General features: G+C 74.3%; 17 protein-coding genes. 8 read left to right on the forward strand and 9 right to left on the reverse strand.

Annotated features, from left to right (window positions below; translation table 11 throughout):
* Positions 1–67: 67 nt before the first annotated feature.
* The 4 genes from ACH4SE_RS31355 to ACH4SE_RS31370 form a co-directional block, all read right to left on the reverse strand.
* Complete coding sequence (locus ACH4SE_RS31355) at positions 68–1066, reverse strand: methyltransferase (RefSeq protein ID WP_398546989.1); 999 nt, start codon at positions 1064–1066, stop codon at positions 68–70.
* A gap of 178 nt (positions 1067–1244) precedes the next feature.
* A complete protein-coding gene (locus ACH4SE_RS31360) occupies positions 1245–2462 on the reverse strand; it encodes a nitrous oxide reductase family maturation protein NosD (RefSeq protein ID WP_398546916.1) in 1218 nt (405 codons plus the stop codon).
* A 252-nt stretch (positions 2463–2714) separates the two neighbouring features.
* Positions 2715–4067, reverse strand: coding sequence for a cellulose binding domain-containing protein (locus ACH4SE_RS31365; RefSeq protein WP_398546917.1), 1353 nt, complete (start codon positions 4065–4067; stop codon positions 2715–2717).
* A gap of 192 nt (positions 4068–4259) precedes the next feature.
* Complete coding sequence (locus ACH4SE_RS31370; protein ID WP_398546918.1) at positions 4260–5855, reverse strand: cellulose binding domain-containing protein; 1596 nt, start codon at positions 5853–5855, stop codon at positions 4260–4262.
* Between the two features lie 220 nt (positions 5856–6075).
* On the opposite strand from ACH4SE_RS31370, the gene ACH4SE_RS31375 reads away from it, so the two are divergent.
* The 3 genes from ACH4SE_RS31375 to ACH4SE_RS31385 all read left to right on the forward strand — a co-directional run bounded on the left by ACH4SE_RS31375 (position 6076) and on the right by ACH4SE_RS31385 (position 8362).
* Positions 6076–7188, forward strand: a complete 1113-nt coding sequence (locus ACH4SE_RS31375; RefSeq protein WP_398546919.1) for an AraC family transcriptional regulator — start codon at positions 6076–6078, stop codon at positions 7186–7188.
* A 10-nt stretch (positions 7189–7198) separates the two neighbouring features.
* Complete coding sequence (locus ACH4SE_RS31380) at positions 7199–7630, forward strand: SRPBCC family protein (protein WP_398546920.1); 432 nt, start codon at positions 7199–7201, stop codon at positions 7628–7630.
* 147 nt (positions 7631–7777) lie between these two features.
* The gene (locus tag ACH4SE_RS31385; RefSeq protein ID WP_398546921.1) at positions 7778–8362 is read left to right on the forward strand and encodes a GNAT family N-acetyltransferase; all 585 of its coding nucleotides are present in this window, start codon (positions 7778–7780) and stop codon (positions 8360–8362) included.
* Positions 8363–8515: 153 nt separating this feature from the next.
* Here the strand turns inward: ACH4SE_RS31385 and ACH4SE_RS31390 are convergent, their stop codons facing one another.
* A complete protein-coding gene (locus ACH4SE_RS31390; protein WP_398546922.1) occupies positions 8516–8965 on the reverse strand; it encodes a hypothetical protein in 450 nt (149 codons plus the stop codon).
* Between the two features lie 404 nt (positions 8966–9369).
* Between ACH4SE_RS31390 and ACH4SE_RS31395 the strand changes: the two genes are divergently transcribed.
* From ACH4SE_RS31395 to ACH4SE_RS31415, 5 genes are all read left to right on the forward strand, one after another.
* Complete coding sequence (locus ACH4SE_RS31395) at positions 9370–10158, forward strand: DeoR/GlpR family DNA-binding transcription regulator (RefSeq protein ID WP_398546923.1); 789 nt, start codon at positions 9370–9372, stop codon at positions 10156–10158.
* A gap of 136 nt (positions 10159–10294) precedes the next feature.
* Entirely contained in the window at positions 10295–10789 is a 495-nt protein-coding gene (locus ACH4SE_RS31400) for a GNAT family N-acetyltransferase (RefSeq protein WP_398546924.1), read from the forward strand.
* Between the two features lie 258 nt (positions 10790–11047).
* Complete coding sequence (locus ACH4SE_RS31405; RefSeq protein WP_398546925.1) at positions 11048–11587, forward strand: GNAT family N-acetyltransferase; 540 nt, start codon at positions 11048–11050, stop codon at positions 11585–11587.
* Positions 11588–12011: 424 nt separating this feature from the next.
* On the forward strand, positions 12012–13460 hold the full coding sequence (locus tag ACH4SE_RS31410) for a coagulation factor 5/8 type domain-containing protein (RefSeq protein WP_398546926.1): 1449 nt from the start codon (positions 12012–12014) through the stop codon (positions 13458–13460).
* 145 nt (positions 13461–13605) lie between these two features.
* The gene (locus ACH4SE_RS31415; RefSeq protein WP_398546927.1) at positions 13606–14421 is read left to right on the forward strand and encodes an SAM-dependent methyltransferase; all 816 of its coding nucleotides are present in this window, start codon (positions 13606–13608) and stop codon (positions 14419–14421) included.
* A gap of 39 nt (positions 14422–14460) precedes the next feature.
* Here ACH4SE_RS31415 and ACH4SE_RS31420 read toward each other — a convergent pair whose 3' ends face one another.
* The 4 genes from ACH4SE_RS31420 to ACH4SE_RS31435 all read right to left on the reverse strand — a co-directional run bounded on the left by ACH4SE_RS31420 (position 14461) and on the right by ACH4SE_RS31435 (position 18779).
* The gene (locus tag ACH4SE_RS31420) at positions 14461–15363 is read right to left on the reverse strand and encodes a helix-turn-helix domain-containing protein (protein ID WP_398546928.1); all 903 of its coding nucleotides are present in this window, start codon (positions 15361–15363) and stop codon (positions 14461–14463) included.
* 83 nt (positions 15364–15446) lie between these two features.
* The gene (locus ACH4SE_RS31425; RefSeq protein ID WP_398546929.1) at positions 15447–15686 is read right to left on the reverse strand and encodes a DUF397 domain-containing protein; all 240 of its coding nucleotides are present in this window, start codon (positions 15684–15686) and stop codon (positions 15447–15449) included.
* A gap of 157 nt (positions 15687–15843) precedes the next feature.
* The gene (locus tag ACH4SE_RS31430) at positions 15844–17298 is read right to left on the reverse strand and encodes a YfcC family protein (protein ID WP_398546990.1); all 1455 of its coding nucleotides are present in this window, start codon (positions 17296–17298) and stop codon (positions 15844–15846) included.
* 125 nt (positions 17299–17423) lie between these two features.
* Entirely contained in the window at positions 17424–18779 is a 1356-nt protein-coding gene (locus ACH4SE_RS31435; protein WP_398546930.1) for a M20/M25/M40 family metallo-hydrolase, read from the reverse strand.
* Positions 18780–18849: the final 70 nt, after the last annotated feature.

Below are 18849 nucleotides of genomic sequence, written 5' to 3' on the forward strand. Positions count from 1 at the left end.
CGGACACGCCGGCGGCCGGCCCGTGAACCTCGGGGCCGGCCGCCGGCGTACGCGCACGCGGGCCGGGTCAGGAGCCGCCGACCACGCTCTCGAAGGCGTGCAGGTACGGGCCCACCGGACGCACCTCGCCGACCGCGAGGCCGGCCTCCGTCATCCGCGCGACCATGCTCTCCCTGGTGTGCTTCTGCCCGCCGACGTTGAGCAGCAGCAGCAGGTCCATGGCGGTGGTGAACCGCATGGAGGCGCTGTCGTCCACCAGGTTCTCGATCACCAGCACCCGGGCGCCGGGGCGGGCGGCGGCGACGACGTTGCGCAGCGTCCTGCGGGTGCTGTCGTCGTCCCATTCGAGGATGTTCTTGATGACGTACAGATCCGCCTGCACCGGGATCTCGTCGCGGCAGTCGCCGGGCAGCAGGGTGGCCCGGTCGGCGAGCGCGCCGCCCTCACGCAGCCGCGGGTCGGCGCCCGCGACCACCTTGGGCAGGTCGAGCAGGGTGCCGCGCAGCTGCGGGTGCCGTTCCAGCAGCCCGGCCAGCACGTGGCCCTGGCCGCCGCCGATGTCGGCGACGGACGCGACGCCGGTCAGGTCGAGGCTGTCGACCACGTCGCGGGCGGACTGCATGCTGGAGCGGGTCATCGCCTTGTTGAACACGGCGGCGGATTCGGGCGCGTCGTCGTGCAGGTACTCGAAGAAGCGCTTGCCGTACAGGTCGGTGACGACGTCGCGTCCGGTGCGCACGGCGTCGTCGAGCCGCGGCCAGGCCTCCCAGGTCCACGGCTCGGTGCACCACAGCGCGATGTTGCGCAGCGAGTCGGGCGCGTCCTCGCGCAGCATCCGCGACATCGCGGTGTGCGCGAAGCGGCCGTCGCCCTGCTCGGCGAAGACGCCGTAGCTGCCGAGCGCCCGCAGCAGCCGGCCGAGCGGCCGGGCCTCGGTGCGGACGGCCGTGGCCAGCTCCTCCGCGGTGGCGGGCTCGTCGCCCAGCGCGTCGGCGACGCCGAGCCGCGCGGCGGCGCGGATCGCGGCAGCGCAGGCGGCACCGAACACCAGCTCGCGCATGCGCATCACGGACTGGTCGGGGGCCTGCTGCGGGGCCTCGGGCGGGGACTGCTGCGCGCCGGCGGTGGCCGGGGGCGCGGCGGCCGGTCGGGTCATGGTCATGGTCGGCCCTTTCGGTCGTACCGGGTCGGGGGCGGGATCGGCCGCGGCCGCGGTGCGCGCGGCGGACCTGCGGGGCATACCGTCAGCACCGGCCGGCCGGCTGGGAGACGGCGCAGGAGTTGGCGCTGAAGGTGTTGCCGGAGCCGTTGGTGTCACGGTCGGCGATGTCGGCGGGCACGTTGCCGGTCAGGGTGTTGTCGTCCACCTGGTTGCCGCGGTTCGCGACGCCGACCTCGCTCGGGAAGAGCACCACGCCGCCGGACATGGGCGAGGCGCCGGAGTTGCCGCTGATGGTGTTGCCGGTGACGCGGGTGTCCTCGGCGCCGGTGAGCAGCACGCCGGTGCCCTGGATGTCGGGGAGCCGGCCGTTGGAGGCGCAGAACTTGTTGTTCTCGGTGATCCGGTTGGCACGGATGTCGAGGTCGCCCGCCTTGGGGTTGTTCTCGTCGCCGACGACGAAGACGCCGCCGCAGTTGCCGGAGACGGTGTTGTCCTCGACGGTGAGGTCGCGCGCCCGGCGGACGGTGACGCCGATCCGGTTGCCGTTCAGGCTGTTGCCGGAGATGACGGTGCCCCGGGTGTCGAGCGCGCCGCCCTCCGCGCTGACCAGGTTGGCCACGAAGATGCCGGACTGGCCGTTGCCGACGGCCCGGTTGTCGCTCAGCACCGCGCGGGTGGACTTCTCCTGGCTGATGCCCTGGGCGCCGTTGCCCTGCACCAGGACGTGCCGGACGACCATGTGGTCGGTGCCGGAGGCGTCGATGCCGTTGGCGCGGAATCCGGTGACGTCGAGGGCCTCGATGCGGACCGCGGTGAGCGGCTTGTCCGCGGCGCCGGTCACGCACACGCCGTGCCCGGCGGCGGCGCACGCGGCCTGGGTCGTGGTCCCGCTGACCGCGGTGCCCTCCTTGGGCCGGGCCGGGGCGGGGGCCTGCGCGCCGGCCTGCTTGCCGGTGTCGGCGCCGGTGGTGGAGGTCGTGGTGTTCGTGTGGCTGCCCGACGCGCCGCTCGCGCCCGTGGACCCGGCGCCCTGGCCGGCCGGGGCGGTGATCGTGACCTGGCCGCGCACGGCGCCCCTCAGCGTCACGTTCCGCGTGATCTGCACGCTCTCCCGGTAGGTGCCGGGCATCACCAGCACGGTGTCCCCGTCGGCGGCCGCGTCGACCGCCTCCTGGACGGACTGGCCCGCGCGCACCACGTGGAGCCTCCCCTCGGCGTGGGCGGGCGCCGCCACGGCGCCGGCGCCGAGCGCCGCGGCGGCCATGACTCCCGCCAGGTATGTGCTGTGCCGTACGAGCATCGCTTCGACCTGCCTTTCTCGACCCGGCAGAGCGACAGCGCTGCTCGAGGTCCCAGGGCCTGCTTCGGATCGCGCCCGCCGTCTCGCCCCCTCGTCGGTGGGCGGCACGGACGCGTTTCGAAGCTATGGGCGCCCTGGTCGGCACGCCATTTGTGCGCGGGCATCCGGGGACGCCGGAGGGCCGCCGGGCGCGCGGCGCGCACGGCGGCCCTCCGGTGCCGGGCCGTCAGCCGGCCGCGGTCACGGGCGCGGTCACGAGGCGGTGCAGACCGGGGTGCCGAGATCCTGGGCGGATCCGTTCAGGGTCATCCCCCACGAGGTGCTCGCGGACGGTGCGAGGGTGCCGTTGTAGGAGACGTTGCGCACGGTCGTCGCGGGTGCCGACGCGTCGACGGCGGCGTTCCAGACGCTCGCGACCTGGACCCCGGAGGGCAGTGTCAGCCGCACGGCCCAGCCGCCGGTCTGCTTCGTGCCGGTGTTCTGCACCGTCACGTCGGCCTGGAAGCCACCGGGCCAGGAGTTGCTGACGTGCACGGCGGCGGTGCACCCGCCGGAGGCGGGCGTCGTGGTGGGCGGGGTGGTCGGGGGCGTGGTCGGCGGGGTGGTGGGCGGTGTCGTGGGGGGCGTCGTCGGGGGCGTGCTGCTGCCGCCGCCGGTGGTGTAGGTGGCGGCCGTGTACGCCGCCGAGCACTGCCCGGAGCAGGAGGCCGGCAGCGAGAAGTCGTACGTCCGGCCGCCGAAGACGTAGGAGTCGGTGACGTCGCGCACCCGGATGCGGAAGTCGGTGCCGCCCGCGGTGATCGGGTCGAGGATGAAGGACTGGCCCATGTCGCCGTTCATCTTCGCGTCGTGCCAGGCGCCCGCCGAGTAGTACTCGACGCCGTGGATGCCGTTGGGCAGGTGCGAGACGGAGACCGCGCCCCAGTAGCGCTGGGCGCCCTGCAGGAAGCCGATCTTGATGTCGCCGGTGTAGTTCGGCGCCTCGACGTAGTGCCAGGACACCTTCCTGTTGTTCCAGTGGTCGGCGAGCCCGCTGACCGCGCTGCCGTTCTGCGTGAAGTGGCCGAGCGACGCGGTGTCGAGGTCCAGGTGGTTCGGGTCGTCGCGGCACCACGCGTTGGGGTCGGCGCAGCTGTCGGCGACCAGCATCGTGAGGGTGGCGCCGTCGTACTGGTCCGGGGTCCAGCTGCCGCCCCGGCAGAAGGGCTGGCCGGCGGCGCCGTCGTTGGTGCCGGTGCAGTAGTCGCCGATGGTCACCTGCACGTAGCGGCCGCAGTTGTGGCCGTTGTCCCAGGCGCCGATGATCGAGCTCTGCGAGGCGGGCACCGGGCGCTGGTACATCGTGTAGTCGCCCGGGGTGTCGAAGACGTTGAGCGCGACGAAGTCCGGGATGTCGAGCACCGACTGGGGCATGCCGCAGCCGCCGTAGGGCTGGCCGAGGCCGTCGAAGTGGGTGGCGTTGCCGGTGACGTCGGCCTGGACGGCGGACGTCGCCGCGGGGGCGGGCAGCATCGTCAGGACGGACACCAGCGCCGCGGTGACGGCGGCGGCGAGCGCCGCGGCCAGTCTGCGGTGCGGCCGGCGGCGGTGCGCGGGTACGCGCATGGGACGGCTCCTTGACGTGGGGGGAATGGGAGCGCTCCCATAGTCACCGCGCCGCCCTGCGGCGTCAACGGTCCGCGGAGCGCGGAGACCCGGGCCGGCCACGCTCTCCTGAACCGCGTAAGCCCCCGGCCGTGGCGCACGGTCCCCCGCCGCGGGGAGGGCGGCGGGGGACCGTGCGGACGTGCGGCGGCCTCAGGAGATCGTGCAGGCCCTGCCGTTGAGGGTGAAGGCGGCCGGGACGCCGTTGGTACCGGACGTCGAGGAGGCGCTGAAGCCGAAGGCGACGCTGCCGCCGGCCGGGACCGCGCCGTTGTAGGACGCGTTGGCCACGGTGACCTGCTTGCCGCTCTGCGACGCGACACCGTTCCAGATGTTGGTGATCTTCTGGTCACCGGGGAAGGCGAAGGCCAGGCTCCAGCCGCTGAGCGCGGACCCGCCGTTGGTGATCGTCACGTTGGCGTTGAAGGCGCTTCCCCAGTCGTCGACGTGGTAGTTCACCGCGCACGAACCCGCGGGCGGCGTCGTAGGCGGCGTCGTCGGAGGGGTGGTGGGCGGCGTGGTGGGCGGGGTCGTCGGAGGCGTCGTCGGAGGGGTCGTGCCGCCGCCGCTCCTGGCCTTGTCGGTGTCGGAGTGCGCGGTGAAGTAGCTCAGCACCGGATCGCCGTGCATCACCCCGTAGTTGCCGTCCTTGCTGCTGTTCATGTACCACCAGAAGGCGTCCGCGTCGCCGTTGCCCGCCTCCATCGTGCTGTAGATGGCCGGCCAGTACGTGCTGCGGGTGCTCGCCGAGGTGTTGAACTCCCCCAGGAAGAAGGGCTTGCCGGCCCCGGTGTGGGCGTCGGTGATGTACTTCGCGACGAGCGCCTGGGTCGCGCTCACCGACAGGTTCGCCCAGCCCTCGGTCGGGTAGATGTGCGCGGAGCAGAAGTCGATGTACTGCGACTGGCATTCGTACGTGTACGGCACGCCGTTGTCGCTGCCGTAGCCGTACGCGCTGCCCTGGCCCTCGATGCCGTTGTCGATCATGTGGTGGCTGTCGATGGCCCTGATGTGCGCGCCGACCTTGTCCTCCCACGCCCGGAAGGTCGCGCCCACCGTGTTGTCGGCCGGGTTGACGTCCTGGTAGCGCGGCTCGTTCATCAGCTCCCAGGAGAAGATGGTCGGGTCGTCCTTGTAGGCCACGCCCGTGTAGTGGTTGACCCGGTTCAGGGCGTAGTCGACGGCGAACTCGTAGTCGGCCAGGCACCCCGGGCACTTCGCGGAGTCGAAGAAGTAGCCGGAGTTGGCGGTGGAGACGCCCTCCCAGCCGAGGACGGCGTTGACGCCCCCGTAGGCCGTCCAGTAGTTCTCCAGCACCGGGACGACCCGCAGGCCGTGCTGCGCGGCGGAGTGGAGGATGTAGTCGAACTCCGCCCACTCCTGCTCGTTCATGGTGTTCTTGGCCGGCTCGAAGCCGTGCCACTGCTCGTGGTCGAACATCCAGGTGCGGACGACGGTGACGCCGTCCGCGGCCATGTTCGCCATCTCGCTGTCGATGGCGGCCTTGTCCATGTACTGCGTCTCGGTGTCACCCGAGCCGCTGCCGAAGGTGAACAGATCGTAGGAGTTGGCGCCGGCGAAGTAGGCGGTCTTGCCGTCGACGCAGAAGTGCGTGCCGCACCGCTGGACGAAGCCGGTGGTCGCGGCGCGGGCGGGGCCCGGCGCGGCGATGGCGAGGAGCGCGGCCATCAGTGCCGTCGTCACCGCGGCGAGGGCCGCCAGCCGGAAGCGTCGTGCTGGGAGTGTCATGCATTCTCCTCGGAATGTCCGGACGTTCCCTGACAGGAAGGCTGCTCGGATGACAGCGGAGCCGGATGGCGACTCTCGTCTGTACCGGTTAAGCGAGACGAAGATACTGAGGCGTGCCGGAAAGTCAAGGGATCCGCCGGGCCGCGCCCGCAGGAGACGGGCCGTACACGGGCACGCCGGCGGTCTGCGTGGACGTCTCGACGCGGGGTAGCGTCCCGGAGTGGACGTACTGAGCGATGTGGTCGCGGCGGCCCGGACCGGGCGGCCGCGGTCGTCACTGGGGCGCTACTGCGCGCCCTGGGCACGGGAGTTCGCCCCCGCACCGGACACGGTCGCGGTCCACGTGGTCCTGCACGGGGCGTGCGTGCTGCGCGTCCCGGCCCAGGACGCGGACGGCGGGGCGTTCGCAGCGGTCGCGGCCTTCGACGGCCCGCACGCGGAGGGCCGCCCTCCTCCCGGGGCCCGGCGGCCCGCGGCCACCGCACGCGCCGGCCCGGGCGACGTGCTGCTCGTCCCGCACGGCAGCGGCCACCTGCTGGCCGACCCGCTCGGCGGACCGGACCGGCTCCCCTCCCCCACGGCGGCCCCGCACGGCGGCGGCGCGGCGAAACCCGCCCTCCGCGCCGGGCAGACCGCCGTCCCCGTCCCCCGCCCCCGCAGCGGCGAGCGCACACCGGCGGCCGCGGCACCCGGCGACGGGCCCTCAGCCGTCCTGTTCAGCGGCAGCCACCGGTTCGACCCGCGCTACGTCCACCCGCTGCTGCACGGCCTGCCGGCGGTGCTGCACCTGCCCGCGAGCCCCGCCCGGCACCCCGACGTCACCGCCGCGGTCCGGCTGCTCGCCGCCGAGCTGGACCGCCCGCGGCTCGGTACGGACGGGCTCGTCCCGCCCCTCCTCGACGCCCTCCTGCTGTACGCGCTGCGCGCGTGGTTCGCCGACCGCCCGCGCCACGACACCCGCGAGCCCGGCTGGGCCGCGGCCCTCACCGACCCTCCGGTCGCCGCCGCCCTGCACGCGATGCACCGCGCCCCGGAAGCGCCCTGGACCGTCGAACGGCTCGCACGCGAGGCGGGTCTGTCACGCGCCGCCTTCGCCCGCCGCTTCGCGGCCCTGACCGGGCGCCCGCCGCTGGCCTATCTGACGTGGTGGCGGATGACGCTCGCCGCCCGCCTGCTGGCCGAATCGCCACTCCCGCTCGCAGCGGTCGCCGCCCGCGTCGGCTACTCCTCGGAATTCGCCTTCGCCCACGCCTTCAAGCGGTGGTACGGCGTCGCGCCCGGCCGCCACCGCAGGACCACCCATCCGGTTCACGAACCGACGGCGCGTCGGTAACGTGGCTCCCGTGCCCAGTTACTCCTATGCCGTCACGATCGCCGCTCCCGCCGCCCGGGTCTGGCAGGTGCTCGCCGCGCCGGAGAAGTGGCCGGAGCTGACCCCCTCCATGACCTCCGTACGCGGCCTCGCCGGCCCCGGCGTCTTTCCCGGCGCGCGGTTCGCCGTCCGCCAGCCCCGCCTCCGCCCGGCCGTCTGGCAGGTCACCGCCCTCGACGAGGGCACCTCCTTCTTCTGGGAGACCCGCGCCCCCGGCGCCCGCTCCCGCGCCGGCCATGTCCTGGAACCGGCCGGCGACGCCACCCGTATGACCCTCACCCTCGACCAGTCCGGCGCCCTGTCCTGGCCCGTGGCCTTCCTCCTCGGCTCCACCATCCGCCGCTACCTCTCCCTGGAGGGCGACGGCATCAAGCGCCGCAGCGAACAGCCCCCGTCCGCGTGAGGAGAGCGGACCGAGGGGGTGGTCGAGTGGTGGTGGCGGGACTCGGGGGCCCGGCTCGATCCGGCTCACCGGCGCCCCCCGGCGGCCTGCTCCCGAGCCGGCACGAGGAGCCTGATCACAGGGGGTGCGGGTGTTATCGTCCCCCGCATGGCCGAACTGATCGCTCCCACGGAACGGTTGCACTCCTCGTGGCGCACCGCGCGTGACGAGTGGCAGCCCGGCGCTCACCAGGACGGGGTCGGCCTGCACCTGGTGGGTGACGACGACCTCGACAGCCCGGAAGGGTTCGCCTCCTGGGTCCAGCGGCTGCGGCAGCAGTCGGACCGGTCGCTGCCCGTCGGGGAAGGTCGCGTCCACGCCACCCACTGGTGGATCGCCGAGGGCGAGACCTACCTCGGGGCCATTGACCTCCGGCACTACCTGAACGCCTTCCTGCGGGAAGGCGGCGGACACATCGGCTACAGCATCCGCCCTTCCGCCAGGAGACGCGGACTGGCCTCGTGGGCGCTGGGGGAGGTTCTGCTCAAGGCACCGGCCCTTGGTCTGGACCGCGTCCTCCTCACCTGCGACGACGGCAACGCCGGCTCGGCCCGCACCATCGAGGGCAGGGGCGGCGTCCTCGAAGACGTGCGCAGCACCGGATCCGGGGTCAAGCGCCGCTACTGGATCGACCTCGGCGGCGCCGGGCAAGGGCATTCACCGACGGCCCCGACGGGGACGGCCGACGCGTAGCGGGGCGCGAGCGCGCCGCAGGTCGCGGGGGGCACGGTGTCCCGTGCGGCGTCGGCGCCGCACCGGGCCCCGGCCCGGCAGTTCCTCGGGGCCGGGTCCTGCCGGGCCGCCGACGCGCGGACCGCGTTCCCCGGGGCCCCCGCCGCCCGGCGGCTAGTGGCAGGCCTTCTTCCCGAAGTCGGCGGTTTTCGCGGTTCCGCCGAAGAAGCTGACGCGGCCGGGCGAGAGGGATTTCAGGTCGGCCACCGTGAAGTCGATGTGGACCGCCGTCCAGGAGTTGTCCGTGGTCCAGCCGTAGAGCACGTACGTGACCCTGGGGACGAGCGTCGTCGTGGGCCAGTCGGCCCCCCAGCCGGGCAGGATCCCGTTCAGCGGCCAGCTGGTCACCCCGGGCTCGATGGGGTGGACCGGCACCCAGGTGTTGATCGTGCTGAGGTGGCCGTCCGCCTTCTCGGAGTAGAGCGTCAGGCCGTCGATGTGGGAGCCGCACACGGCGACGTAGCCCACCGGCCTGCCGCTCGCGTCCACACTGATTCCGGCGGCACCGGCCGTGGGCGCCCCGCAGCCGGTGAGAAGTCCCATCGCCGTTGCCGCCGCGGCCACGCAGGCAGCCCCTCCGAACGACCCCAACCGCCCGACCGACCGCATGTGGCCCCCCTGGATCCAGCGTCCGTCCCTGTCGAGCGTAGGCGCGGCACCTCCGCGAACGGGGCGTGCCGCCACTCCGTTGTGCGGACGTTGCCGTTCCGTGGCCGCCGGGCCCTCGTGGTGGTGCCGGCCCGCCGGGAACGCACGTGCGGCTGCCCCCTCCCCGCCTTCGGGCCGGCGGGCGGGCGGCACCGCGCGGGCGCGACCGGCCGCCCGCCGCGAGTCCCGGCACGGCGGCAGCAGGCACCCCCGGGGGTGGCGCCCGGCAAGAACTAGGCTGGCCGGGCAGCCGGAGCCGCCGGCCCACCCGCCGCCGACGCACCGGACCCGCCGACCCACGGCCCAGGAAGGAGCCCCCCGTGTCACGGGACGCCCGATGGACCTCGCTCCTGGACCTGCTCGCCGCCGAAGGGCGCCTGGACGTCGAGGAGGCGGCCGCCGCCCTGAACGTGTCCGCGGCCACGATCCGCCGCGACCTCGACCAGCTTGCCGAGCAGCAGATGCTCATCCGGACCCGCGGCGGCGCCGTCGCGCACGGCGTGTCGTACGAACTGCCGCTCCGCTACCGCACCGCCCGCCACACCGAGCAGAAGCAGCGGATCGCGGCCGCGGTCGCGGCGATGGTCGGGGCCGGGGAGGTGGTGGGCCTCACGGGCGGGACCACGACCACCGAGGTCGCGCGGGCGCTGGCGCTGCGCGGCGATCTGACCGGGGCGGCCGGCCGGCACCCCGCGCTCACCGTGGTGACCAACGCCCTCAACATCGCCGGTGAGCTGGTGATCCGCCCCCAGATCAAGCTCGTGGTGACCGGCGGCGTCGCCCGGCCGCAGTCCTACGAACTGACCGGCCCGCTGGCCGCCGGGGTGCTGCACGAGATCACCCTCGACCTGGCCGTGCTGGGTATCGACGGGATCGACCCCGACGAGGGCGTCTACGCCCACCACGAGGACGAGGCGAGCACCAACCGGCTGCTGGCGCAGCGGGCCCGGCGGGTCGTGGTGGCCACCGACTCCTCGAAGATCGGCCGCCGCGCCTTCGCGCGTATCTGCGCCACGGGTGCCGTGCACACGCTGGTGACCGACGGCGGCGCCCCGCCCGCCGCGCTGGCCCGTTTCGCGGACGCCGGCGTGGAGGTCGTGACCGTCTGAGCCGACGCCGTCCGCGACGGCCCGGCAGCGAACGGCCCGGGGCCCGGCGAGCGCACAGCAGCGGCCCGGCAGGGGCACCGCAGGGGTCCCGGCGGCCCCGGTGAAGGCCTGGCCGGCGGTACGGCATGCTGGCGCGATGAGCGACGCGCCGACCACCCTCCTCCGCTGGCCCGCCGAGGGCCCCTCCGACGAGTCCCTGTCCGCCCTGCTCGCCGCGTACCACCTGCGGACGCAGGCCGAGAAGGGCGTTCCCGTCGGCAGCCCGGAGAACCTGCCGGCCCGCTACCGGGCCGAGGTGGAGGCCCCGAGGACCGCGTTCGCGGGTGACACCGTCCTGGTGGCGACGAGCGGTGGCACGGCTGCCGGCTGCGTCGTCCTGAGCGCACCGGCAGGCGCGCGGTCGGAGGTCAGGAGGCTCTGGACGGAGCCCGCCTTCCGCGGCCGCGGCATCGCCTCCGCCCTGATCCGCGCGTCGTTCGCCCTGTCCGCGGCGGCGGGCGCGGACACCGTGCGGCTGTCGGTGTGGAAATGGCGGACCGGTGCGATCGGGCTGTACGAACGGCTCGGCTTCACCGTGGCGGAGTCCTGGGACGAGCGGGACGGCCTGGTGTGCATGGAACGGGCGCTGTGAACTGCGCGGCCGCGCACCGGGCGCAGGCCTGAGGCGCCCGGGCAGCGCTCCCGGCCGGCCGGGCCGCGTACGGCGGCAACGCCACACCGCGGGGGGTGGGCGCGCCTGAACGGCGCTCGCCGGGCGTGCGCCGGCGCGGCACTCGCGGCTCGGCCCACGCGCCCGGTCGAGGAGACTCCCGCCCGGGCGGCTGCCACGCGGCCTCCCGGGCCCTGATCGGCCTTCCCGCGGCGAACGGCCCCCTGCTAGCGTGCGCCGATGGAGAACCTGGTCCCCGTCGCGTGGCCCCCCGCCCCGATCAGGACGGAGCGGCTCGTGCTGCGTGCGTCCGAGGCACGGGACCGTGCGGCCTTCGTCGAACTGCTCGCCTCGCCGGAGGTGCACACCTACCTGGGCGGTCCCCGTCCGCGTGCCGATCTCGAACGCGAACTGCCCGACGTACCCGAGTCGTGGCCCGGCAGCTTCGTCGTCGCACTCGACGGGGCGATGATCGGCCAGATCCTGCTGCGGAGGGTGCCCGGGGACCGCCGCCCGGCGGCTGCCGGGAAGGCCGATCTCGGCTACCTGTTCCTGCCGCGGGCATGGGGGTCCGGCTACGCGGCCGAGGCGTGCGGGGCGGCGCTCGGCTGGTTCGACGCCGCCTTCCCCGGCGAGCCGGTGGTGCTCGCCACCCAGTCCGCCAACGCCGCCTCCATGCGCCTCGCGGCGCGGCTGGGGTTCGCGGAGGTGGAGCGGTTTCGGGCCTGGGACGCCGAGCAGTGGCTCGGCCTGCGGCTGCCGGCCGGGACGTCCGACTGAAACGCCGGCGCCTGCCGCGACCTGGCGCACACGCAACAGTTACGACACCGTGATCGCGCTCGCGTCCGCTCCGGCACACGCCGCGGCCGTCGCCCCGGCGCCCCCGGCACACCCTGGCTCCTGACGCGAAACCCCAGGTCAGAGCCCACTTTTCGAGGACCGGCCGGCTGGCGGCAGGTCAGCGGCGGCCCTCACGGGACCGCTCCCCCGGGCGGCGGGGTGGGAGTCGCGGGGCGGCTGGTGCGGCTGTGAACAGCGGTGTCACACGTCCCCGAGAGCGCTCTCACGAATTCTTGACACCGGCTTCCCGCAGCCCGCAGGGTACGTCTGCAAGAGAGCGCTCTCACGCGCTCCGGGGATCCGTGGGGCTGCCGGTCCCGGGCCGTACGGAGCTCGCGGACAGTCGCGGAAGGTGGTCGTCGTCATGTCGTCGTTCAGGGTCGCGGGCAGTGAACTCACCGGCACCGCAACGGGGACCGCCACCGCCGCCGGCGCCCGCTTCCGCACCGGCTCGCCCGCGGACACGCGCCCGGGCCCCGGCGCCGGGCGGAGCCGCCGCACGTTCGCCGCGTCCACCGCGCCGGCCCCGGCCGCCCCGCCCGGGACGGCCCCCGCCTCCGCCGCCCGCGGGCAGGAGCGCCGGCCGGGCTCCCCCGAACCGGACTTCGGGCCGAACGTGCGGGTCTTCGGCCCCGCCACCCCCGCCGCCGAGATCCAGGCCGCGCTGGACGCCGCCGCCCGCCGGCAGGATGCGGGCGGCGGCTTCGCCTTCCTCTTCCGGCCCGGCACCTACGACGTGGACGCCCGGCTCGGCTCCTGCACCTCGATCGCGGGCCTGGGCCTGTCGCCCGACGACGTGACGATCAACGGCGCGGTGCGCGTCGAGGGCCGGCCGCAACCGGGCGGCGGGGGCGGCGCGCTCACCGCCTTGCCGTGCTCGGCGGAGAACCTGGCCGTCGGCCCCGCCGACGGGACCGGCCGGTGGGCCGTGTCGCAGGCCGCGCCGCCGCGCCGGGTGCACATCCGCGGGCAGCTGCTCCTCCCCCCGCGCCGGGGCGGTTCCACGAGCGGCGGCCACACCGCGGACCCGGCGGCCGGCAGCGGGGTCGTGAACGCCTCGCAGCAGCCGGGGCCGACGCGCGGCAGCACGGCCGCCGGCCGGCCCGACGGCGTCCGGGACCAGATCTTCCGCAGGTTCGCCGGCGCGCCGGGTCAGCCCTCCCCGCAGCCCCCGTGTCCCGCCGCGCCGGCCGCGCCGGTCAGCCGCGAGAAGCCCTTCCTCCACCTCGACGCGGCCGGGCGCTACCGGGTGTTCCTGCCCGCGCTGCGTTACGGCACGGCGGACGCAGGCCGGAGCGCGGGGCGCGTCCGGGGCACCTCGGTCCCGATCGAGCAGTTCTTCGTCGCGAAGCCCGCCGACTCGGTGGTCACCCTCAACCGGGCGCTGGCACAGGGCAAGCACCTGCTGCTGACCCCCGGCGTCTACCGGCTGACGGGCACGCTCAAGGTCACCTGGTCCGGCACGGTGGTGCTGGGCCTGGGCTTCCCGACGCTCGTCCCGGTCACCGGCGCGGTGGCGATGCGGGTGGAGAACGTCCGCGGGGTGCGCGTAGCCGGGCTGCTCTTCGACGCGGCCGGGGAGGAGCCGCCCGCGCTGCTGGAGATCGGCGGCCGCGGCAGGCGCAGTGACCCGCGGGACCCGACGTCGGTGCAGGACGTCTTCTTCCGGGTCGGCGCCGGGGGCCCGGGGCGTACGGGCAACGCGCTGGTGGTCGGCAGCGACGACGTACTGATCGACCACGTCCGGGCGTGGCACGCGGACCGCCCGGGCGCCGCGGCGCCGGTGGACGTCGTCCGCCACCCGTCGCCCTGACCGGCACGCGGACACCACGAGACGTCACGAGCCATTGCTGGTGGGGCAGTTGGTGTCGACCGGCGGCTCGCGGCTGCCTAGGATGGGAGTGCTCCAGCTCACTTTCACCTCGGCTGCGCCGGGCCGAAGATGCCGCGAGGATCCGATGGACGACGCCTCTGTCCCGCTGACGGACCGCATCGACGTCAACGTGCCGAGTGTGGCGCGGATGTACGACTACCTGATGGGCGGCAAGGACAACTACCCGGCGGACCGGGCGGCCACCGAGGAGCTGCTGGAGCAGGTCCCCAGCACCAAGGTGCTGGCCGTCAACAACCGGGCCTTCCTGCGCCGGGTGGTACGGCGGCTCGCCGAGGACTACGGCATCCGGCAGTTCGTCGACCACGGCTCGGGCCTGCCGACGCAGGACAACGTGCACGAGGTGGCCCAGCGGGTCGACCCGGAGTGCCGGGTCGTCTACATCGACAACGACCCGATCGTGCTCGCCCACGGGCGGGCGCTGCTGGAGCAGAACGCGAACACCGCCGTGATCCACGCGGACATGCGCGACACCGAGGCCGTGTGGTCGCACCCCGACGTCAAGCGGCTGATCGACACCGAGCAGCCGGTCGCGGTGCTCTTCGTGTCGGTGCTGCACTGCATCCCGGACCGCGACGACCCGGCGGGTGTGGTGCGGCGGGCGGCGGCGAAGGTGCCGCCGGGCAGTTTCCTGGTGGTGTGCCAGCTGGTGAGCGAGGACGAGGAGACCCGGCGCGGCGTCACGGAGTTCATGGACCGCACCACGGGCGGGAACTGGGGCGAGGTGCGGCGCGAGGCGGACGTCCTGCGCTTCCTCGAGGGCACCGAGCTGCTGGAGCCGGGACTGGTGGAGGTGTCGACATGGCGCCCGGACTCCGACCTGGCGCCGCGGCAGCCCAGCATGGAGTGGATCGAGTACGGCGGCGTCGGCCGTATCCGCTGACGGGCCCGTGGCGGCGGGCCCGTGCCCGCTGCCGCGGGGTCAGCGGTAGCGCTGGAGTGCCTGCTCCAGGAGCACCCGGCTGTCCGCCGGGGTCGCGGCGAGCGCGCTCAGCTCGTCCAGCGCGGCGCGGTAGTGGTCGACGTCGGTGAGCCGGTCGAGGTAGACCGCGCTCGTCATGTGCTCCAGGTAGACCATGTCCGGCAGGAAGCCCTGCGCGAAGCGGAGGTAGGTGACGGACGTCCCCGGGGTCGCGGCGGCGCTGGCGGCGTAGGAGGCGATCTGCAGCCGGACGCCGGGCTGCCGCAGCACCTCCAGGAGGTACGTCAGCTGCTCGCGCATCACGGCGGCGCCGCCGACCGGGCGGTGCAGCACCCCCTCGTCGACGAGCGCCCACAGCACGGGCGCGCCCGGCTCGGTCATCCGGCGCTGCCGCTCCAGTCGCAGCTCGACACGCCGGGCGTTCTCCTCCGGGGGCGCGAGCCGGTGGCCGCTCTCCACGACGGCGCGGGCGTACCGCTCGGTCTGGAGCAGGCCGGGGACGAACTGCGTCTCGTAGCTGCGCACCAGGTGGGCGTCCCGCTCCAGGCCGATGAGCTGCTGGAACCAGTCGGGCACGACCTCGCCGTAGGGCTGCCACCAGTCGGGGCCGGCGGCGCGCTGCACCAGGCGCCCGATCTCCGCGCGCTCGCCCTCGCCGACCCCGTAGAGCTGGAGGAGCTCGTCGACGTCGCGGACCTTGAGGGAGACGTGCGCGGTCTCCATGCGGCTGATCTTCGAGGCGTGGGCGCGGATGTGGGCACCGGCCGCGGCCGGGGAGCAGTTGCGGCTCTCCCGCAGGGCGCGCAGGTAGGAGCCGAGCACCCGGGACACGGCGCGGGAACCCATCTCGGGGCGGCGCTCGAACAGGGGTAAGGGCGAGGCGGGCTGCGGCAGTGCGGACATGCTGGCTCCCCGAGTGGTACCGGCCGGCCGGTACTGCTCCGCGAAGCCCGCGACCCGCCCCTGCGGGCGTCATTGCACGGGCTTCACACCGTGAAGGTGTCGAAGTCGCCGTCCTTGGCGCCCCCGACGAATGCGTTTATCTCCTCCCGCGTGTATACCAGAGCAGGCCCGTCGGGATAACGGGAATTGCGAACCGCAACCCCTCCGTCGGGAAGCCGCGCGAACTCCACGCAGTTGCCGCTCGGGTTGCTGCGAGCGCTCTTGATCCATTCCACTCCGGGAATGCTGCTGGCCCGGACGCCGTTGCCGAACTGCGCGCTCATCGCCGTACCGCCTCTCCTGCTCGATTCCGGCGGCCCGTCCGCCGCACGGGCACCGTCAGGCGCGTGCCCGCATCCGGGATCTACCCCGCAAGTGCAGCTGCAATTCCGGATGCAATTGCACACATTGCCGCGGGCAGGCGGGGCTGGTGCCGCCGCGTCAGGTGGCGACGGCGCCGAGCGAGACGAATGCGCAGATCAGCACGAAGAGGAGGGCCAGGAGCGGCCAGATGAAGCGCAGGTACTGGTCATAGCGGACCTTTGCCAGCGAGACGCCGCCGATCGTCACGGCCGTGGTGGGCACCCACAGGTTCATCCAGCCGCTCGCGGCCTGCCACGCGGTGACGACGACCGCGCGGGAGACGCCCGCGAAGTCCGCGAGCGGCGCGAGGATCGGCATCGCGAGGGTCGCGTGGCCGGACGTGGAGGGGATCAGGAAGGCCAGCGGCAGGTTGACGACGAAGACGACGACCGCGAAGACCGCGTTCGAGGACCCGGACACCGCGCCCTCGATGGAGTGCAGCACCGTGTCGGTCACCTTCGCGTTGTTCATGATCACCGTGACACCGCGGGCCAGCACGATGACCAGCGCGGGCGAGACGAAGTCCGCGGCGCCCTGCACGACGGTGGAGCTGAGCTTCTGCTCCCCCAGCCCCGCGAGCAGCCCGACGAGCACGGCCGCGACGACGAACAGCGCGGCGAGTTCGGCAAAGGACCAGTCCAGCTCCCAGCCGTACGGGAGGGCGTCGGCCCTGCCGGTGACCGCGCTCGACCAGGGCACCACCGAGAAGATCATGAAGACGAAGACCAGCACCACCGCGGCCAGCACCGTCCTGTGCCGCCGGGTCAGCTCGGGCGGCTCGCCCGCGCCCCGCTCGCCCTGCTCGCGGTCGCCGGGCAGGAAGCCGCTGACCGAGCGCTCGGGGCGGCGCTGCACCCGGCGGCCGTAGCGGACGACGTAGGCGACCGTCACGGCCGTCAGCACGATCCACATCAGGGAGCGCAGCACGATGCCGTCACCGAGGGAGATGCCGGCGGCCGAGGAGGCGACGCCGGTCGCGAACGGGTTGACGGTGGAGCACAGCACACCGACGCCCGCGCCGAGGATGATCGTGCCGGTGGCGACCATCCGGTCGTAGCCGAGCGCGAGCATGAGCGGCACGATCAGCCCGTAGAAGCCGAGGGTCTCCTCGGCGAAGCCCTCGACCGTGCCGAGCACCGAGAAGACGACCATGATGCCGGCGATCAGCAGCGCGCCGCGCGTGCGCAGCGCGTGCGCGAGCCGGGCGATGCCGCGGTCCAGGGCGCCGGTCGCGAAGACCACCGTGATGAAAGCGCCGATGGCCAGTACGAAGAGGAAGACGCCCGCGCTGCCGTAGAGGTCGCCGGTGTTGTCGGGCCCGACCGCGCCGGTCCTGGTGTCCTGGATGCCGTAGAGGCCGTTGACCGGCGAGAGGAAGAGGTCCTTGAGGCGGCCGCCGAAGCTCAGTCCGGAGGGCACGTGGTGGTAGGTGCCCTGGACCGGCTTGCCGTCGGCGTTGCGGCGGTACTCGCCGGACGGGATCGCGAAGGCCAGCGCCCACACCGCGATCGTGACGAGGGCGAGGATCGTCAGCGCGCTGGGGAAGGTGAAGCGGCGCCTTTCACCGGGCCCCTCCCCGCCGCCCTCGCCGCCGGGGCCGCCGCCTGGCGGCGGGCCCGCGGCGCCGGCCCGCGTGCCGGGACCGGCCGCCGCGGCGCTCACCGCCGGCCGCCCGCCGCCTTGAAGTCGGCGGCGTACTCGCGCAGGAAGGCCGCCTCGGCGATGACGGCGCCGCGCAGTTCGGAGAACAGCACCCGCTCGTTGGGCGCGTGCAGATTGCACATGCTGTCCTGCGCGCCGAAGAGCAGCACCTCCGCGTCCGGCACGGCCCTGGCGAGCCCGTTGACCAGCGGGATGGACCCGCCGCTCGCCGCGAGCCGCGCCTCGCTCCCCCAGCCCTCGCGCAGCGCGGCACGCGCCGCCCGGTAGGCGGGTCCGTCGGTGGCCGGCTCGAAACCGGGTCCCGTGTCGCCCGGGGTCACCGTCAGCTCGATCCCGTACGGGCGGTGCTCGCGCAGGTGCCGCACGAGCGCCTCGGTGGCCTCCCGCGGGTCCTGCTGCGGGTGCACCCGCAGGTTGAGCTTGGCGCGCGCGTACGGGACGACGGCGGAGGCCGCGCCGTCGACGGCCGGGGCGTCCAGGCCGATCACGGTGACCGCCGGGCCGCTCCACAGCCGCTCGCCGAGACTTCCGCTGCCGGTCAGCGGGACCCCGCCGGCGACGGTGGCCAGCTCACGGAACTCCTCCTCGGTGTACGACGCGCCCCGCCACTCCTCGCGGCGCAGCCCCTGCACCGCGACGTCGCCGCGCTCGTCGTGCAGCCCGGCGAGCGCGCGCAGCAGCGCGAGCAGCGCGTCGGGGGCGGCGCCGCCGAATTCGCCGCTGTGCCGGGCCTCGGCGAGGGTGCGGACCTCCACCACGACCTCGGCGACCCCGCGCAGCCCGGTCGTCAGGGTCGGGGTGCCGGGCCGGAGGTTGCCCATGTCGGCGATCACCATCGCGTCGCACGCGAAGCGCGCGGGGTCGGTCGGGGGGTAGTCGTCGAAGGCGCTGCCGTACTCCTCCTGGCCCTCCAGGACGATCTTCAGCCCGGTCGGCGGGCGGCCCCCGTAGGCCCGCAGCACCCCGATGTGGGCCATGACGTTGGACTTGTCGTCGGCGATCCCGCGCGCCCGCAGGCCGCCTTCGACGGGCGTGGGCTCGAACGGCGGGGAGAGCCACAGGGACACGTCGCCGGGCGGCTGGACGTCGTAGTGGCCGTAGAGCAGCACGGTCGGGGCGTCCGGGGCGGGCGGCGGCACCTCGGCGTAGATCACCGGTGCGGTGTCGGGCAGGTCGATGCGCTCGACGTGCCCGACACCGGCGTCCCGCAGCAGCTCGACGAGCAGGTCGTGCGCGCGTTCGACCTCGGCGCGGGGGTAGCCGGGGAAGGCGATCGAGGGGATCGCGGCGAGCCGGGCGAGGTCGGCGGTGAGCCCGTCCATGAGGCTGTCCACCGTGCTGCTGAGGTCCATCGGTTCTCCCCGGGCCGGCTGGTCCGTGCCCGGGCCCGGGCACGGCTGTCCACCCCAGACCCTTGCGCAC

It is taken from the genome of Streptomyces sp. NPDC020983 (assembly GCF_044333485.1).
Lineage (GTDB): Bacteria > Actinomycetota > Actinomycetes > Streptomycetales > Streptomycetaceae > Actinacidiphila.